Source organism: Sphingomonas sp. CV7422 (assembly GCF_027945725.1).
Lineage (GTDB): Bacteria > Pseudomonadota > Alphaproteobacteria > Sphingomonadales > Sphingomonadaceae > Sphingomonas > Sphingomonas kyungheensis.
The window spans coordinates 1,358,577-1,373,742 of sequence record NZ_CP115900.1 but is presented as its reverse complement, the minus strand read 5'-3'; the positions used below and the strand labels follow the sequence as shown (position 1 = coordinate 1,373,742).

The following is a 15,166-nucleotide window of genomic DNA, read 5'->3' as shown; positions in this document are numbered from 1 at the left end:
CTTGCCGGGCATCGCCGGCGTGGTCGCATTGCGGATGATCGTCATCGCCACATCTCCTCGTGTCCGCCAGCGCCCAGCGGGTGCGGAAGCTCGCGTATCACCACGCCACCGACACGCCGAGCCGGGCATTGCGCGGCCGCAGCGGCGTTACTTGGTTGCGCGCGGCGAGGCCGAACGGATTGCCGAAGGCGAAGCGGTTGGCGGCGGCGTTGGTCACATTGTCGAGCCCCAGCGTCACGTCGACCCTGCGCCAGCGCAGCCCCGCCGAGGCGCCGAGCGTCACATAGCGTCCCTGGCTGACGTCGAGCAGGTCGCCGGTGCCGAGCACCGAGCGCCCGATATAGTCGAACGTCACGCCGACGCGCGGCTCGACCGGCCGGCCGCTTGCCCAGCCATAATCGACCGCGGCATGGCCGGCGAAGGGCGGGGTTTCGGGCAGGCGGCGATTGTCCTCGCGCGACTGGTCGGCGACCGGTCCGCGCACGCGGTTGTAGGTATAGAGCGCCGATGCCGCGACGCTGAGCCCGACCACCGGCACCCAGTCGATCGCCGCCTCCAGCGTCTGGATATTGGCGTCGCCGAGATTGGTGGTGAACGGCTGCCCGCGCCGGTTGAGCAGATCGGCCTGGATGCCGCGCCATCGCGCGGTCGCGGCGCTCATCGACAGGCCGAGCCCGGTCGTGCCGCTGCGCAGGCGGCGCAGGCCGACCTCGCCCACCGCGATCGAATCGGGGGCGAAATTGGCGACGCGGCCGATCCCCTGCGCGACCGCGAGGCCGCCGGTCCGGAAACCGGTCTGATAGCGCGCGAACAGCGCGACATCGGGCGCGAGGCGATAGGATAACGCCAGCGTCGGATCGATCCGCTGGGTCGAACGCCCCTTGATGTACGCGTTCGGCCGCCGCGTCGCCGAGGGTTCGCCATCGACGCGCGCGCTGGTGAAACGGCCGCCCACCGTCATCGATAGCGCCGGGGCTACCGCCAGCGTCGTCTCGCCGAATGCCGAGGCGGCGCGGGTGACGTTGGTGACGCCGACGATATCCATCGGATTGCCCGGACCGCCGAGCGCGCGCGACAGGACCGAATTGTCGCTGACCAACGTCACCCCGGCAAGCCAGGACGGACCGCCCGGTATCGATCGCGACAGGCGCAATTCCTGCGACAGCAGCAGCTTGTCGTTGTCGACCGTATAGATCGCCGGCCGGCTGCTGCCCCGCGGCGTGGCATCGAACAGTTCGCGGGTATGGTAATCCGCCACCCCGGTCGCCGAGACGAGCCGCAGGCCGCTGTCCCAATCCTTGCTGACGACGACGCGGCCGAACAGGAAGCGGTTGCGATAGGGCTGCGCCAGCCGGCTGCTGCGCCGGTAGCTGTCGCGCGTCTCGGCATATTGGCCGTCGGCGGCTTCGATCCGCTGGCCGGCGCCGCTGACGTCGATCCGCCAGCCGGGGCCGGGCTGCACCCGCAGCGCGACGCGCCCGCCGATCGTATCGACGCGATTGACCGCTCTCCCACGCACCGGATCGTCGATATAGCCGCCGTCGCGCACGCCATAGGCGACGCCGCGCAGCGCCAGCCGCTCGTCGAGCAGCGGCAGGTTGAGCATCCCCGACAGGTCGAAACCCGCCGCACCGCCCTGCGTCGCGGTGACGCCGCCGCCCGCCGCCGCCGCGACGCGATCGAACACCGGCGCGTTCGAGGTCAGCCGCAGCACGCCGCCGATCGCGCCGGCGCCGTACAGCGTACCCTGCGGTCCCTCCATCACCTCGATCGCCTGCATGTCGTAGAGGCGCAGGCCGGGGTCCGGCCCGGAGGCGTTGAGCTGGACGTCGTCGAGATAGACGCTCGCGGTCGATTGCGTCGTGCCGTTGAAGCTGCTGTCGGCGATGCCGCGGATGAACACCTTGTTGCGCCCCGCGCCGAGCTGCGTGCTCTGCAGGATCGGATCGGCGGCGGCGAGATCGCTGATCGCCGCGGCACTGCCGTTGGCCTGCGTCGTCTTGCCGATCAGCGTCAGGCTTCCGGGATAGCGGAGCAGCGGCACGCGCTGCTTGCTCGCAGTGACGATGATATCCGCCGGGGCGGCCTCGGCACGTGGCGGCGGCGCGGCCCGCGGGTGCGGCGGCGGCAGGCGTTTGCGCGGCGCGGCGACGATGCGATAGCCGCCGTGCGCGAAGGCGATCGCGCGATAGCCGCTGCCGGCGAGCAAGGTGTCGAGCGCGGCGGCGACCGTCATCGTGCCGCGCAGCGGGCGGGAGCGGACGGCGCGCAAGCCGCTTTCGGTGCTGGCGATCTCCACCCCGCTGGTCCGCGCCAGCGTCAGCAGGGCGGCGTCGAGCGTGGTGGCGGGGATGGTGACGGCGATCACCCGGTCGCGCGCCTGCGCCGCCGCCGGCAGGCAGACGGCGACAAGGATCAGCGCTCGTAACAGTTCAGGGCGTTGCGGTGTCGCGCTGCGCCAAAACCCAGCCTTCGCCATTACGCCGCCATGTTGCCCCGATCAGATCGGCCAGATGCGGAACGTCGCGATCGGCAGCGCCTGTAACGTGGATCATGCCGGTAAACGGCCGTTTCGACAAGTCACCGATGATGCGCAGATCGATGCCAAGCGCGCGGCGCAGGCTGGCGGCGACCTCGCCGACCGGGGTGCCGTCGAAGCTGAGATCGCCGGTGCGCCAGCCGCCGATCACCGCGGTCGGCAGGGTCGAGCGGACCAGCCGGTGGTCCGCGGCCATCGTCACCGCCTGCCCGGCCCCCAGCCGCAGCTGCGCCCCGTCCGGCTGGAAGAGCACCGATCCCTCGGCGACCGCGACCGCGATTCGCGCACCGCTGTGGACGACGTTGAAGGTCGTGCCGAGATCGCGCACCACTTGGTCGCCGGCGCGCAGTTCGAAGGGATGCGCGGCATCGTGGACGACGTGGAACAGCGCCTCGCCCGAATCGAGCGCGACCCGGCGCGGATCGTCGCCGCTGACGCGCAGCAGGCTGCCGCCGTTGAGCGCGACCTGCGTGCCGTCGGCGAGGCGGACGTCGCGGCGCTCGCCGTCGCGGGTGGCGTAGACGTGGTCGGCGGCGGCCGGCGCGAACACCGACGGCATCGTCAGCCCGAGCACGAGCGCCGCGGCGATCGCGCCGCCCCCGGCGAGCGGCCACCAGCGGCGGTGACGAGGCGCGTCGTCGTTCGCCGCGACCGGGAGCGGCGCCGGATCGGGAAAGCGGACCTCGGCGATCTGCCGGTCGAGCAGGGTGACCCGATCATAGGCCTCGGCATGCGCGGGGACCTCGAGCCAGGCGACGAACGCCTCCCACTCCGTCGCCGCCATATCGGCTTGGCGCAGATGCCAGGCGATCGCCTGATCGATGATGTTCGGTGCGTCACGGCTCACAGGCGCTGCCCCCTTCCATCATCATGACGATGCGCGACCGGCATATCCGCAGCAATCGCGTCCGCCTGCGCATGAATAATCCGATAGGCGCGCTGCAACAGCTTTTCGACGCCGCTGACGCTGATCCCCAATTCCTCGGCGATCGCGCGCTGCGGCCGGTTTTCGATCCGATAGAGCCGCAATGCCGTCGCCATCCGCTCGGGCATCGCCGCGATCGCCGCCTCGATCGCGCGCAGCTGGTCGCGCATCACCAGCGTGCGTTCGGCATCGGGCAGATCGTCCGCAGCCGGCTGATCCTCCAGCCATGCCGCCTCGCGCGCGCCCCGCCGTGCCGCCGCGATCCGCCGGTCGGTGGCGAGGTTGCTGGCGACGCGGCACAGGAAGGCGACCGGCTGCGCGATCGGCTGATCGGCGAGCTGGTCGATCCGTAACCACATGTCTTGCAGCGCATCTTCCGCTTCGTCGCGGCTGCCGAGCCGCGCGGTCAGCAGCCGCGCCAGCATCGTCCGCTGTTCGAGGAAGATGGCGCGAAGTCCAGCCTCGCCCAATCTGCGTCCACGCTCCCGTCAGGCTGGAAACGCCAGCCCTTCCGCCGCCGCCATGTCCGCAATCGACCATCTCCGCAAGGCATCTGCTTCGCGCGGCCGTGCCGCCGCGATCGAATCGCCGTCGCGCTTGCCCGCGCCGGGATGGCACATCACCAGATGCATGCCCGCGGCCCGGCGCAGGAAGCGCGGGAAGAGCGTCTTGTAGTCGCTCGAAAAGTCATAATGGCCGGCGAAACTGTCGTTGCAGCGCAGCCGGTAGCGCGCCGCCGCCCGGCGCAGTCCGCGCGAATGATAGGCGCTGCCGATCGCCTTGCCGACGAAGGGGCGCGCCAGCATCGCGTCGACGCGATCGGTACAGTCGCGCAGCCAGGCATCGGGCGCGCGGCTCGCGGTTTCGAACAGGACGATGTCGCGGATGCCGGGCAGCGCATGGCTATGCTGGTGGCCGTCGACGAAGTCGGGGGCGCGGCCCATCGCCGCGGTGAAGGCGTCGAATTGCGCGGCGATCTCCGCGGCGATCTCGTCGAGCGGCAGGTTGCGCCGCGCCGCGCGGCGCGCGAGCGGATCGATCTCGGGCAGGCGACCGTCGGGGGCGAGCCGCGGCATATCGGTGAGCGGCCGCTCCTGCGTCAGCGTCAGGTGGAGGCCGATCGAAACGTGCGCGGGCAGGTCGCGAAGCAGCGCGGCATCCTCTGCCCAGCCGGGCATCAGCGTCATGCAGCTCGTCGCGTTGAGCTTGCCCAAAGCGGCAAGCTCGGCGATCGTCTCGCTGACGCCACGCGAATAGGCGAAATCATCGGCGCAGAGAATCAAATTAGGCAAGGACCGTTCCCTCCAGATCCTGGAACGCACGCTCGCGCATCTGTACGCTGAGCAACTTGCGGCGCTGCAACCGGCGCGCCAGGAAGCGATAGAAGAACCAGCTGCCCGCGACCGGGGCGGCGGCCGAATAGACGAGCCGTTCCAGCAGCGTCCAGCGGATCGACTCCCGGTCGCGCTCGCGCGGCGAGGGCATGCACCACAGGTCGCGCGAATAGAGCATCCGCCCCTGCCGCATCGTCCGGTGGATCACCTCATGATCCTCGAGGATGAAGCCCCAGATCGCGGCGTCGAAGCCGCCCGCCGCACGCAGGGCGGCGACGTCGAAACACTGGCCCGCACCGCCGGCATGGCATTGGCGGGGCAGCAGCCGTGCCGCCGACAGGATGCGCCGCGCCTCGGCATCGCGCGCCGGCTGTTCCGCGCCCGGCGGGACGAAATAGGCGCCGGCGACGACGCAGCGGTCGCGCTGCAACAGCCGCTCGGCCTCGGCGAGATAATGCGGCGGATAGAGCGTATCGGCGTCGCAGGTCGCGACATAGCGCGTCCGTACCCAGCCGAGCCCGGTGCGCAGCGCGGTGACCTTGCCCGGCGTCGGTTCGGTGATGACCAGCGCGTCGAGCCCGTGCGCGCGCACCGCGGCGCGGGCGACATCGGCGCTGCCGTCGGTCGAGCCATTGTCGACGAGGATCATGATCACCGGCACGGTCTGCGCGGCGAGGCTGGCGATCGTCGCGGCGAGATAATCGCGCTCGTTGAAGAACGGGATCAGCACCGTCCACAGCGGCGTCGGCCGCCGATCGAGCCGCCGCGCGGCGATCGACGATCCCGCCGCGCTGCGTAGCATCGTATCATGGTCGTTGAGCAGAAACATGATGCCCCCGGCGGACGTGTCTGGCGGCATCGCGGACCGCGACGCATGCCGACGTGGTCCACCCCCCGCAGACCACGTCGGCGCCGCGCGTCGGTCGCTGCGATGCCCCGATGACAGACGACACCGATCCGCCCAAGCCACACCGGCCTATGCAAAAAAGTTCCGCATGACGCTGTGCCGGTCACGGATTATCAAGGACCGATGACCCATATGGCCCGTTTCCCGGCCGCAGCCGCGGTAGCCGGCCGATCGCCCGCGCTCCGGCGGCCCGCATTCGAGCTGTCGATGTTCGGGCAAGGCGCGGCGTTGCTGCTGTGGGCGGTGATCCTGCGCTGCCGCGATTTTGGCAATCCGATCATCCATGTCGACGAGCAATATTATCTGCTGGTCGGCGACCGCCTGCTGCACGGTGCCCTGCCCTATGTCGATCTGTGGGATCGCAAGCCGCCCGGCCTGTTCCTGATCTTCGCGGCGATGCGGCTGCTGCCCGGCGACGGCATCCTCGCCTATCAGCTGGTCGCGACGCTGTTCGCGGCGGCGACCGGCTGGCTGGTGATGCGCGGCAGCCGGCGGCTCGGGGCGACGGCGACGGGCGGGTTCGTCGCGGGGCTCGCCTATGTGCTGTGGCTGTCGTTGCTCAGCGGGCGCGGCGGGCAGTCGCCGGTCTTCTACAATCTGTTCGTAGGCGGCGCGGCGGTGCTGACGTTGCGCCTGCCGCGGCTCGCCGCGGCGCAGGCGGTCGGCGCGATCGTCGCTAGCGGCTGCGTCGCCTGCCTGCTCGCCGGGCTGGCGATCCAGACCAAATATACGCCGGTCGTCGAAGGCGCCTTCTTCGGCCTTGCGCACCTCTGGTATCTTTATCGCGCGCGCGCCTCCGCGCCGGCAGTGATCGCGGCGGCGGCGGTCTGGGCGCTGCTCGGACTGCTGCCGACGCTGCTAATCGTCGGTTTCTACTGGATGCGCGGGCCGGCGGTGTTCGACGCCTTCTGGTTCGCCAATTTCGCCTCGGTCGCGCTGCGCAAGGGCTATCCCGCCGCCAAGATCGCCGCGCGGCTCGCCGGCACGACCGCGCAATTGCTGCCGCTGCTGATCGCCATCGCCGCGGTCTGGCGGATGCGGCCGCGATCCCCGGAGCGGTGGATCGCCTTCGGCTGGCTCGCCGCCGCGCTCGTCGCCTTTGCGATGATCGGCGCCTTCTTCGATCATTATGCGCTGCCGCTGCTCGTGCCGATGGCGATGCTCACCGGCGTCGCGCTCGGCCGCTGGCGCGCCGCGCCCTGGCTGCTGCTCGGCTATGGGCTGGCGCTGTTCGTCGCGCGCGTCGCCCTGGTGCCGACCGAGGCGGACTCGGCGCGCACCGTCGCCCGGGTGATGGCGGCGAACGACCGCGGCGGCTGCCCCTATGTCTTCGCCGGCGACGCGATCCTCTACCATCTGGCCAAGGCCTGCATCCCGACCGCCTACGCCTTCCCCTCGACGCTCGCCTATGAGGCGGAACAGGGCGCGACCGGGATCGACGAGGCGCGCGAGGTTGCACGCATCCTGTCGCGGCGGCCACCGGTGATCGTGACGATGGACGTGCCGATGGCGCCGTGGAACCGCGCCAGCGAGCGGATCATGGCCCGCACCCTCGCCGCCCACTATCGCCTGGTGTCGCGCGTCCCGCGCGAGGGGGCGCATCTGCTCGTCTATCTGCGCGACGATCTGCCGCTGCGCCGGTAACCGCCCCTTGGCGGCGGCGGGGCGACCGGGCTAGAGCGGCGGCATGACGCCGCTGACGCTGTACAACAGCCTGACCCGCACCACCGAGCTGTTCGAGCCCGCCGACCCCGCCGATGTCCGCATCTATTCGTGCGGGCCGACGGTCTATCATTATGCGCATATCGGCAATCTGCGCGCCTATCTGTTCACCGACACGCTCGGCCGGGTGCTGACCTGGAAGGGCTATGGCCTCACCCATGTCATCAACATCACCGACGTCGGCCATCTGACCAGCGACGCCGATGCCGGTGACGACAAGATGGAGGCGGCGGCACGCGCCAGCGGGCAGGACATCTGGGCGATCGCGGCGCATTATACCGCGGCGTTCAAGGCGAACCTCAAGGACCTCAACGTCCGCGACCCGGCCCGCTTCCCGCTCGCCACCGATCACGTCGGGCCGATGATCGCCTTCGGCGAGGCGATCGCCGAGCGGCATTGCTACCAGCTCGCCGACGGCCTCTATTTCGACACCAGCACCGTGCCGGATTACGGCCGGCTCGCCGGCCTCCGCGACGAGGGCCCGGTCGAGGGGCGGATCGAGACGGTCGCGGGCAAGCGCCACCCGGCCGACTTCGCGATCTGGCGGACCAGCGCGCCGGGCGAGAACCGCCAGATGGAGTGGGACAGCCCGTGGGGCCGCGGCGCGCCGGGCTGGCACCTCGAATGTTCGGTGATGAGCCGCCAGTATCTGGGCGCGCATTTCGATATCCACACCGGCGGCATCGATCATCGCGAGATCCATCATCCCAACGAGATCGCGCAGAACCAGGCCTTTTCCGGCACCGCCGACACCGGCGCGACCGTGTGGATGCACAACAATTTCCTCGTCAACCGCACCGGCAAGGTCTCCAAATCGGCGGGCGACGCGCTGATCCTGCCGGCACTGGTCGAGCGCGGCTTCCATCCGCTCGCCTATCGGCTGATGTGCCTGCAGGCGCACTATCGCAGCGAGCTCGAATTCTCCTGGGAGAATCTCGCCGCCGCGCAGACCCGGCTCAAACGCTACGTCCAGACCGTGGCGGCGCTGCGCGCCCGCGGCGAGGCGAAGGGCGCCGCCGCCGCGACACCCTATCGCGAACGGCTCGATGCGGCGCTGTCCGACGATCTCAACACGCCGCGCGCGCTGCCGGTGCTCGACGAACTGCTCGCCGACAAGAGGATCAGCCCGGCCGACCGGCTGGCGGCGCTCGCCGATTTCGACGCGGTATTCGGCCTCGGGCTGACGACGCTGGCGCGCGAGGATCTGCGCGTCCGGCCGGCGAGCGCCGGGATCGACGCCGCCGGGGTCGCCGCGCGGCTCGCCGAACGACGCGAGGCGCGGGCGGCCAAGGACTTCCCGCGCTCGGACGCGATCCGCGACGAACTCGCCGCATTGGGGGTCGAGGTGATGGACGGCGATCCGCTCGGCTGGGACTGGGCGATCGCGGTCCCGCCCGCCGCCTAGCCGAGCGGCTGGTCGGCGGTGGCGATGATCGGCGGCACATAGGGGCGCGGCGCGTCGGCGGGGATGCGTGCGATCTCCGCCTCGATCGCCTTGGCCCGCGCCGCCGAGGACGGATGCGTGCGGCTGCGGAACAGGCCGCCGTCGACGTCGCCGCCATGGTCGCGCCAGAAGCGCACTGCGCTCTGCGGATCATAGCCGGCGTTGCGCAGCAGATACATGCCGAGCAGATCGGCCTGATCCTCGGTCAGCCGGAACAGCCGGCCGTTGCGCCCGACCTCGGCGAGCAGCCCGCGCTTCACCCCCGCGGCATCGAGCCGCCGCGCATGGTGGAGGATGTTGTGCGCCAGCTCGTGCGCGACCACCACCGCCACCTCGTCGTCGCTATAGCGTTCGAAGAAGCGCACCGCGATCTGCACGATCCGCCCGTCCGCCGAGGCCTCCATGCCCGGCCCGAGCAGCACCTCGAACGCGCTGCGACAGCCCGGCGAGGCGGCGATGGTGACGCTGCGCGCCTGCCCGCCGCGGACCAGCGCGACGCGCAGCGGCCGGTCGGCGGGCAGTGAAGCGATCGTCGCGAGCGCGGCGTCGCGGGTGGCGCTCGACGTCGTCTTGCCGGCGACGGCGGCGAGCGGCTTGCCGTCGATGGCGGTGATCGAATCGCCCGGCTGGACCGCCGCCGACGCCGCGGGCGCGCCCGGCACCACCGCCTCGACCGCGACCGGCGCCTCGAACCCGAAGCTGACCCGCGCCGCGTCGCGCAAGGGCGCGTCATATTGGTCGATCGCATGGATCGCCCAGCCCGGCGTCGGTGCCAGCTCGCGGCACAGCGCGGCATTGGCGGTGGTCAGCCGATAGGCGATCCCCGCCATCCGCCCGTCGACCGCGCGGATCGCCGCAAAGGTCGCCGCAGCATCCTGCGCCATGGCCGCCGAAGGCAGCGACAATCCGAGCGCGACGCAGAACAGAGCCTTGATCATCCGCCGCTTCTAGGCGAGCGGCGGCGCCAGCGGAACCGCCGATCCGGTCATTTGACCGCGTTGGCGTCGATGGTCACCCGATTGCCGGTGGAGACCGCGACGCGCTTGCCGCTGCCGACGAGGCTCCAGACCTGTTTCGGCGACGGCATATGATCGAAGGTCGGAAAGGCGCTCGTCGTCCCGTCGACATCGGTGAGCGAGACCGCATAGCTGCCGCTCTTCTCGATCTGCCCCATGATCGACGGGAAGACGGAGACGGTGCGGCCCGCGTCGTACAGCGCCATGACATAGCTCCGCTCGTCCGTCCGGTAGACGCCATATTCGACGCGCGGCTCGCCGTCGCGGCACCAGACGGGGCGCGGGCCGGCGGGCTCGGACTTGGCCGCGGAGGCAGCGATGCTTCCGCTCAGCATCGACAGGATATCGGGCGTCTTGATCGGTTGCGCCTTGGCGAAGTGCAAGGCGGTGGTGCAGGCGACGATCGGCACCGCCGCCGGGGCCGGCATTCCCGCCGGCTTCGGCCAGCGTATCCCGCCGATGACGGCCTGGAGCCGCGCGTCGAGCTGCGTCGCGGTCAGCGTCGGTGCGGTCATCCGGATGACAACGATCCAGTCACCGACCGGGATCGCCGCCAGCGCGGTACTGCGGATTGCGCCGCCCGCGATACCGTAGACCTGCCGCAGCGCGGACGGCGTCGACGCGCCCGGCGCAGCGAAGGCGACCGGATCGGCGCTGGCCGGGGCGGCGTTGCGGAACAGATCGCGCTGCTCGAGCGTGGTGCGCGACCGGTCGAACCAGAGGGCGACATCGTCGGCCGCGGGATGGAAGAGATAGATCGTCGCGCTGACGCTGCCGTCGGCCGCCTGATATTGTGCCATCACGTCATGCTCGGACGCCGTCGCATCGGTCAGCGCGGTACGGCGCATCCCGTCGATCTGTGCGGTCAGCACCAATCCGGTCTGCGCATGCTGCCACCCCTTGTCCGCCGGCACCGGCAGATCGCGCGCCGCCAGCGGTCTGGCGACGGCGAGAGCAAGCCCCATGATCGACCACCGCATGCCCCGTCCCCCTGTCTTTACCTTCATCCTAGAGGATTGCAGCGATGACCGGCAATGCGGGGTTGCCCGCAAAGACGTCGCGGTGACTGCCCCAAGCGTTCCTTCGTTGCGTCAAAGCCGTTTTGGGCGCATGTCGCGAGGCGTTTAGACCCGAAGGACACACCGATCATGGCCGCGAACTGGGCCCCCGACAGCTGGACCAAGGCCGATGCCCGCCAGCTTCCCGACTATCCCGACGCCGCCGCGCTCACCCAGGCGACCGACACGCTCGCCACTTTCCCGCCGCTGGTCTTCGCCGGCGAGGCGCGCAATCTGACCGCCGAACTGGCCGAGGTCGCCGCCGGCAAGGCGTTCCTGTTGCAGGGCGGCGATTGCGCCGAATCCTTCGCCGAGCACAGCGCGAACAACATCCGCGACACCTTCCGCGTCATCCTGCAGATGGCGGTGGTGCTGACCTATGCGTCGAAGCTGCCGGTGGTGAAGCTCGGCCGCATGGCGGGCCAGTTCGCCAAGCCGCGCTCCGCGCCGACCGAGGTGATCGATGGCGTCGAGCTGCCGAGCTATCGCGGCGACAACGTCAACGACATCGCCTTCACGCCCGAAAGCCGCATCCCCGATCCGCAGCGGATGATCCGCGCCTATTCGCAGTCGGCGGCGACGCTCAACCTGCTGCGCGCCTTCGCACAGGGCGGCTATGCCAATCTGCACCAGGTGCATCGCTGGACGCACGATTTCATGGGCCGCAGCCCGTGGTCGCGCAAATATGCCGAGACCGCCGACCGGATCGGCGAGGCGCTCGAATTCATGGCGGCGTGCGGCATCGATCCCGAGACCGTGCCGCAACTGGCGCAGACCGCTTTCTATACCAGCCATGAAGCCCTGCTGCTGCCGTTCGAACAGGCGCTGACCCGGCAGGATTCGCTGACCGGCGACTGGTACGACACCTCGGCGCATTTCCTGTGGATCGGCGACCGCACCCGATTCGAAGGCTCGGCGCATGTCGAGTTCCTGCGCGGCATCGGCAATCCGATCGGCGTCAAATGCGGGCCGAGCCTCGAACCCGACGCGCTGCTGCGCATGCTCGACACGCTCAACCCCGGCCGCGTGCCGGGGCGGATGACGCTGATCACCCGCTATGGCTTCGACAAGATCGAGGCGGCGTTGCCCAAGCTGGTCCGCGCGGTGACGCGCGAGGGGCATCCGGTGGTGTGGAGCTGCGACCCGATGCACGGCAATACCGTCAAGGCGGTGACCGGCTACAAGACGCGCCCGTTCGACCGCATCCTCGCCGAGGTGCGCGGCTTCTTCGCCGTCCACCGCGCCGAGGGCACGCACGCCGGCGGCATCCATGCGGAGATGACCGGCCAGAACGTCACCGAATGCACCGGAGGCGCGATCGACGTGACCGAACAGAGCCTCGCCGATCGCTATCACACGCATTGCGACCCGCGTCTCAACGCCGGGCAGAGCCTCGAACTCGCCTTCCTGCTCGCCGAGATGCTCAACGCGGAAATGGCCGAGCGGCGCAAGGTCGCCGCCTGATAAACGGGGGCGTCGGCGAAACCCGCTTGACGCCCCCTGCCCCAGCGCCTAGAGGCGCTGGCTCACCGCACGGCCCCTTCGTCTAGCGGTCAGGACGTCGCCCTCTCACGGCGAAAGCACGAGTTCGATTCTCGTAGGGGTCACCAGCGGTCTTCCCGCTCTACTGTTTCCAATGTCACGACAGCGGTGGCTGGCCATTCGACGCGGTCAGGCCGCCGTCGACCGGCAGGTTGACCCCGGTGACATAATGCGCGTCCTCGCTGGCGAGGAAGGCGATCGCGCCGGCGATGTCGGCCGGCTCGGCGCCGCGACCGAGCGGGATCCGCTCCTCGAACTTGGCGATCAGCTCGGGCTGCTCCTTCATCCCCGCGGTCAGCGCGGTATAGGTGAGCGACGGATTGACCGCATTGACGCGGACGCCATGCTGCGCCTCGTCCATCGCCAGCGCCCGCGTGAAATTGCTCACCGCGCCCTTTGCCGCACAATAGAAACTGTGGTTCCAATCGCCACCCAGACCCGATACCGACGAGATGTTGACGATGCAGCCCTTCGACGTGCGCAGATGCCGGATCGCCGCGCGGCTCATCTGGACGACGCCGTAGAGATCGGTCTCGATCACCTTGGTGAAGGCGCTGAACTCGCCCTCGTCGAGCTTGCCGAGATGATCGACGCCGGCGTCGTTGACGAGCACGTCGATCCGCCCGAAGCGATCGATCGTCGCCTGGACGAGCGCTTCGGAGGCGGCGCGGTCGGAGACGTCGGTGGTCTGCACCGCCACCGTGCCGGGCAGCTCGTCGGCGAGGCGACCGAGCGCCGCCGCATCGATGTCGCCGAGCATCAGCGTCGCCCCTTCCTCGGCGAAGCGGCGCGCCGCCCCCTCACCGATGCCGGACGCGGCACCGGTGATCAGCACGACCGTATCGGCGAAGCGCGCCATCACGCATTCTCCGCCTGCGCCGGATGGCGACCCTCGGCGAATTCCTCGACGAGCTTGGCGCAGAAAGCGGGCAGATCGTCGGGATTGCGGCTGGTGACGAGGCCTTTATCGACCACCACCTCCTGATCGACCCAGTTTCCGCCGGCGTTGCGGATGTCGGTCGCCAGCGTCGGATAGGAGGTGAGCGTGCGGCCCTGAAGCTGGTCGGCCTCGATCAGCGTCCACGGCGCGTGGCAGATCGCCGCGACCGGCTTACCCGCCGCGAAGAAGTCACGGACGAAGGCGACCACCGCGTCCGAACCGCGCAGCTTGTCGGCGCCGACCGTACCGCCGGGGATGACCAGCCCGTCGAAATCGGCGGCGGCGACGTCGCCGATCGCCTTGTCGACGGTATAGCTGCTGCCCGGATCGAGATCGTTATTGACGGTCTGCGCCTCGCCCGTCTTCAGGCTGATCACGGTGACGGTACCGCCGGCCGCCTCGACCGCCGCCTTGGGCTTGGCGAATTCGGGATCCTCGGTGCCACGCGGCGCGATCAGGATGGCGATGGTCTTGCCCGACAGGGTCATGATGATTCTCCTAAAATGGCTATTGGTATTCCCGAACGGTCGGGGTGCACGGCGTATCGAAGGCCGCGGGAGGATGTCCGTCAGATCGATGCGGTCGGCGCCGCTCACTCGGCGGCGCGCATCGCCTCGTGATAGGGGCAGCCGTTGACGCGGGCGCGGAAATCGGCCGAATGGCGATAGGTCGCGTTGCGCGCGCGGTTGACGTTGCCGAGTGGCTGGTGCGCGGCAAGTCCGGTCCAGATGCTGAAGCGGCTCTGCTCGTTAATCTGCTGGACGTGGGCGTCGCTGTAGCTGTCCTGCGCCGCGGCGCGGATCGTCGCGACGCGCTGGAACGGCGCTTCCTCTTCCTGCCATTCGACCGTCGGGTCCTCAACCGGCTGGCGATCGAGATCGCGGCAGAGCTGGACCTGGAATTCCCATTCGCCGTCGATCCGCGCCATTTCCTCGCGCACCTCGCTGCGGATCGCATCCTCGCGGCCGTTCGCGTCGATGATGCGGCCGGTGAGCGCGGTCAGGGCCGGCGCGACCGGGACGATGCGGAACTTGGCGATGTAATCACCCCAGCGATACGGCGTCACCGAATAATAGGTCTCTCCCAGCGGATCGACATTGGGCGCGCCGCCGAGCGTATCGACTGCGGGGATCTGCGCACCGACCGCGTCCAGCGCGTTATGCACGCCGCGCAGCACCGTCGACAGCACGGTCTTCGTGCCTTCCAGCCGGTCGGTGGTCTTGGCGAGCAGCTTGAGGTTGGACAGGAAGGCGGCGGCGTCCTTCGCCTGGAACACCTTGCCGTTGTTGAGCACGAAATCCTGCGTCTCGCCCTCGGCGCCGGGCAGGCGCTCGCCCGCGACGTCGAACACCTTGATCGCGAGGCCGCGCGGCAGGCTGATCGCGTCGGGCAGGATGTCGCCGGCGTTGGTCGAGATGCGCATCAGCAGCTTGTGCCGGCCGGGCGTCGCGAACAGACCCTGCGCCACCTCGGGCGGCAGGTCGGCGTCGATGGTCATCTCACCTTCGAGCAGCGCATGCGCCTTGGCGTGAACCGAGCGGACGGCGTGGCCGTAATCTTCCGCGGTCCGTTTGAGGATGACATCGAACGTCTGGTTGAGGCCGGCGATCGTCTCGGCCTCGTCAGGCTTCACCTCTTCGACGTCGGGACGGTAACGGATCGGGGCGTCGGTCATCGGGCATCTCGCTGCGGGCGTTGAGGGACAAGGTCCTTTCGTCAAACCCCCGGGACGCCGCGAT

13 protein-coding genes and 1 tRNA gene are annotated in these 15,166 nt (G+C 69.7%); 4 read left to right on the top strand and 10 right to left on the bottom strand.

Annotated elements, in window-relative coordinates; all coding sequences use genetic code 11:
* Window positions 1-97 precede the first annotated feature (97 nt).
* The 5 genes from PBN85_RS06675 to PBN85_RS06655 form a co-directional block, all read right to left on the bottom strand.
* Window positions 98-2,479, bottom strand: a complete 2,382-nt coding sequence (locus PBN85_RS06675) for a TonB-dependent receptor domain-containing protein (RefSeq protein ID WP_271300523.1) — start codon at window positions 2,477-2,479, stop codon at window positions 98-100.
* Entirely contained in the window at window positions 2,433-3,386 is a 954-nt protein-coding gene (locus PBN85_RS06670; RefSeq protein WP_037530604.1) for a FecR family protein, read from the bottom strand. The genes PBN85_RS06675 and PBN85_RS06670 overlap by 47 nt, the downstream gene beginning before the upstream one ends.
* The gene (locus tag PBN85_RS06665; RefSeq protein ID WP_271300852.1) at window positions 3,383-3,889 is read right to left on the bottom strand and encodes an RNA polymerase sigma factor; all 507 of its coding nucleotides are present in this window, start codon (window positions 3,887-3,889) and stop codon (window positions 3,383-3,385) included. The genes PBN85_RS06670 and PBN85_RS06665 overlap by 4 nt, the downstream gene beginning before the upstream one ends.
* A 63-nt stretch (window positions 3,890-3,952) precedes the next feature.
* Window positions 3,953-4,756, bottom strand: coding sequence for a ChbG/HpnK family deacetylase (locus PBN85_RS06660; protein ID WP_037530601.1), 804 nt, complete (start codon window positions 4,754-4,756; stop codon window positions 3,953-3,955).
* Entirely contained in the window at window positions 4,749-5,627 is an 879-nt protein-coding gene (locus PBN85_RS06655) for a glycosyltransferase family 2 protein (RefSeq protein WP_081792827.1), read from the bottom strand. Before PBN85_RS06655 ends, PBN85_RS06660 begins: the two co-directional genes overlap by 8 nt.
* A gap of 285 nt (window positions 5,628-5,912) precedes the next feature.
* On the opposite strand from PBN85_RS06655, the gene PBN85_RS06650 reads away from it, so the two are divergent.
* Both PBN85_RS06650 and cysS read left to right on the top strand, forming a co-directional pair.
* Complete coding sequence (locus PBN85_RS06650; protein WP_271300522.1) at window positions 5,913-7,349, top strand: hypothetical protein; 1,437 nt, start codon at window positions 5,913-5,915, stop codon at window positions 7,347-7,349.
* 43 nt (window positions 7,350-7,392) lie between these two features.
* Entirely contained in the window at window positions 7,393-8,832 is a 1,440-nt protein-coding gene (gene cysS, locus PBN85_RS06645; protein WP_271300521.1) for a cysteine--tRNA ligase, read from the top strand.
* On the opposite strand, the gene PBN85_RS06640 is transcribed toward cysS, so the two are convergent.
* Together PBN85_RS06640 and PBN85_RS06635 are read right to left on the bottom strand one after the other, a co-directional pair.
* Window positions 8,829-9,809, bottom strand: coding sequence for a M48 family metallopeptidase (locus tag PBN85_RS06640; protein ID WP_271300520.1), 981 nt, complete (start codon window positions 9,807-9,809; stop codon window positions 8,829-8,831). The two genes, cysS and PBN85_RS06640, sit on opposite strands and share 4 nt — an antisense overlap.
* 47 nt (window positions 9,810-9,856) lie before the next feature.
* Window positions 9,857-10,867, bottom strand: a complete 1,011-nt coding sequence (locus PBN85_RS06635) for a hypothetical protein (protein ID WP_271300519.1) — start codon at window positions 10,865-10,867, stop codon at window positions 9,857-9,859.
* A 168-nt stretch (window positions 10,868-11,035) separates the two neighbouring features.
* Here PBN85_RS06635 and PBN85_RS06630 point away from each other — a divergent pair, with 168 nt between their 5' ends.
* Together PBN85_RS06630 and PBN85_RS06625 are read left to right on the top strand one after the other, a co-directional pair.
* A complete protein-coding gene (locus PBN85_RS06630) occupies window positions 11,036-12,409 on the top strand; it encodes a class II 3-deoxy-7-phosphoheptulonate synthase (protein WP_271300518.1) in 1,374 nt (457 codons plus the stop codon).
* Between the two features lie 71 nt (window positions 12,410-12,480).
* A tRNA-Glu gene (locus PBN85_RS06625) sits at window positions 12,481-12,555 on the top strand.
* Window positions 12,556-12,584: 29 nt separating this feature from the next.
* On the opposite strand, the gene PBN85_RS06620 is transcribed toward PBN85_RS06625, so the two are convergent.
* The 3 genes from PBN85_RS06620 to PBN85_RS06610 form a co-directional block, all read right to left on the bottom strand.
* Window positions 12,585-13,346, bottom strand: coding sequence for an SDR family NAD(P)-dependent oxidoreductase (locus PBN85_RS06620; RefSeq protein WP_271300517.1), 762 nt, complete (start codon window positions 13,344-13,346; stop codon window positions 12,585-12,587).
* Window positions 13,346-13,915 carry a type 1 glutamine amidotransferase domain-containing protein gene (locus PBN85_RS06615; RefSeq protein ID WP_271300516.1) on the bottom strand — a complete coding sequence of 190 codons (570 nt, stop codon included), beginning with the start codon at window positions 13,913-13,915 and terminating at the stop codon, window positions 13,346-13,348. Before PBN85_RS06615 ends, PBN85_RS06620 begins: the two co-directional genes overlap by 1 nt.
* Window positions 13,916-14,019: 104 nt before the next feature.
* Window positions 14,020-15,102 carry a catalase family protein gene (locus tag PBN85_RS06610; RefSeq protein WP_271300515.1) on the bottom strand — a complete coding sequence of 361 codons (1,083 nt, stop codon included), beginning with the start codon at window positions 15,100-15,102 and terminating at the stop codon, window positions 14,020-14,022.
* Window positions 15,103-15,166 lie beyond the last annotated feature (64 nt).

Excerpts from the sequence above, each read along its gene's own strand:
- PBN85_RS06675 (WP_271300523.1), bottom strand. The coding sequence starts at position 2,479 with ATGGCGAAGGCTGGGTTTTGGCGCAGCGCGACACCGCAACGCCCTGAA.
- PBN85_RS06665 (WP_271300852.1), bottom strand. The coding sequence starts at position 3,889 with ATGCTGGCGCGGCTGCTGACCGCGCGGCTCGGCAGCCGCGACGAAGCG.
- PBN85_RS06655 (WP_081792827.1), bottom strand. The coding sequence starts at position 5,627 with ATGTTTCTGCTCAACGACCATGATACGATGCTACGCAGCGCGGCGGGA.
- PBN85_RS06650 (WP_271300522.1), top strand. The coding sequence starts at position 5,913 with ATGTTCGGGCAAGGCGCGGCGTTGCTGCTGTGGGCGGTGATCCTGCGC.
- cysS (WP_271300521.1), top strand. The coding sequence starts at position 7,393 with ATGACGCCGCTGACGCTGTACAACAGCCTGACCCGCACCACCGAGCTG.
- PBN85_RS06640 (WP_271300520.1), bottom strand. The coding sequence starts at position 9,809 with ATGATCAAGGCTCTGTTCTGCGTCGCGCTCGGATTGTCGCTGCCTTCG.
- PBN85_RS06635 (WP_271300519.1), bottom strand. The coding sequence starts at position 10,867 with ATGCGGTGGTCGATCATGGGGCTTGCTCTCGCCGTCGCCAGACCGCTG.
- PBN85_RS06630 (WP_271300518.1), top strand. The coding sequence starts at position 11,036 with ATGGCCGCGAACTGGGCCCCCGACAGCTGGACCAAGGCCGATGCCCGC.
- PBN85_RS06620 (WP_271300517.1), bottom strand. The coding sequence starts at position 13,346 with ATGGCGCGCTTCGCCGATACGGTCGTGCTGATCACCGGTGCCGCGTCC.
- PBN85_RS06615 (WP_271300516.1), bottom strand. The coding sequence starts at position 13,915 with ATGACCCTGTCGGGCAAGACCATCGCCATCCTGATCGCGCCGCGTGGC.
- PBN85_RS06610 (WP_271300515.1), bottom strand. The coding sequence starts at position 15,102 with ATGACCGACGCCCCGATCCGTTACCGTCCCGACGTCGAAGAGGTGAAG.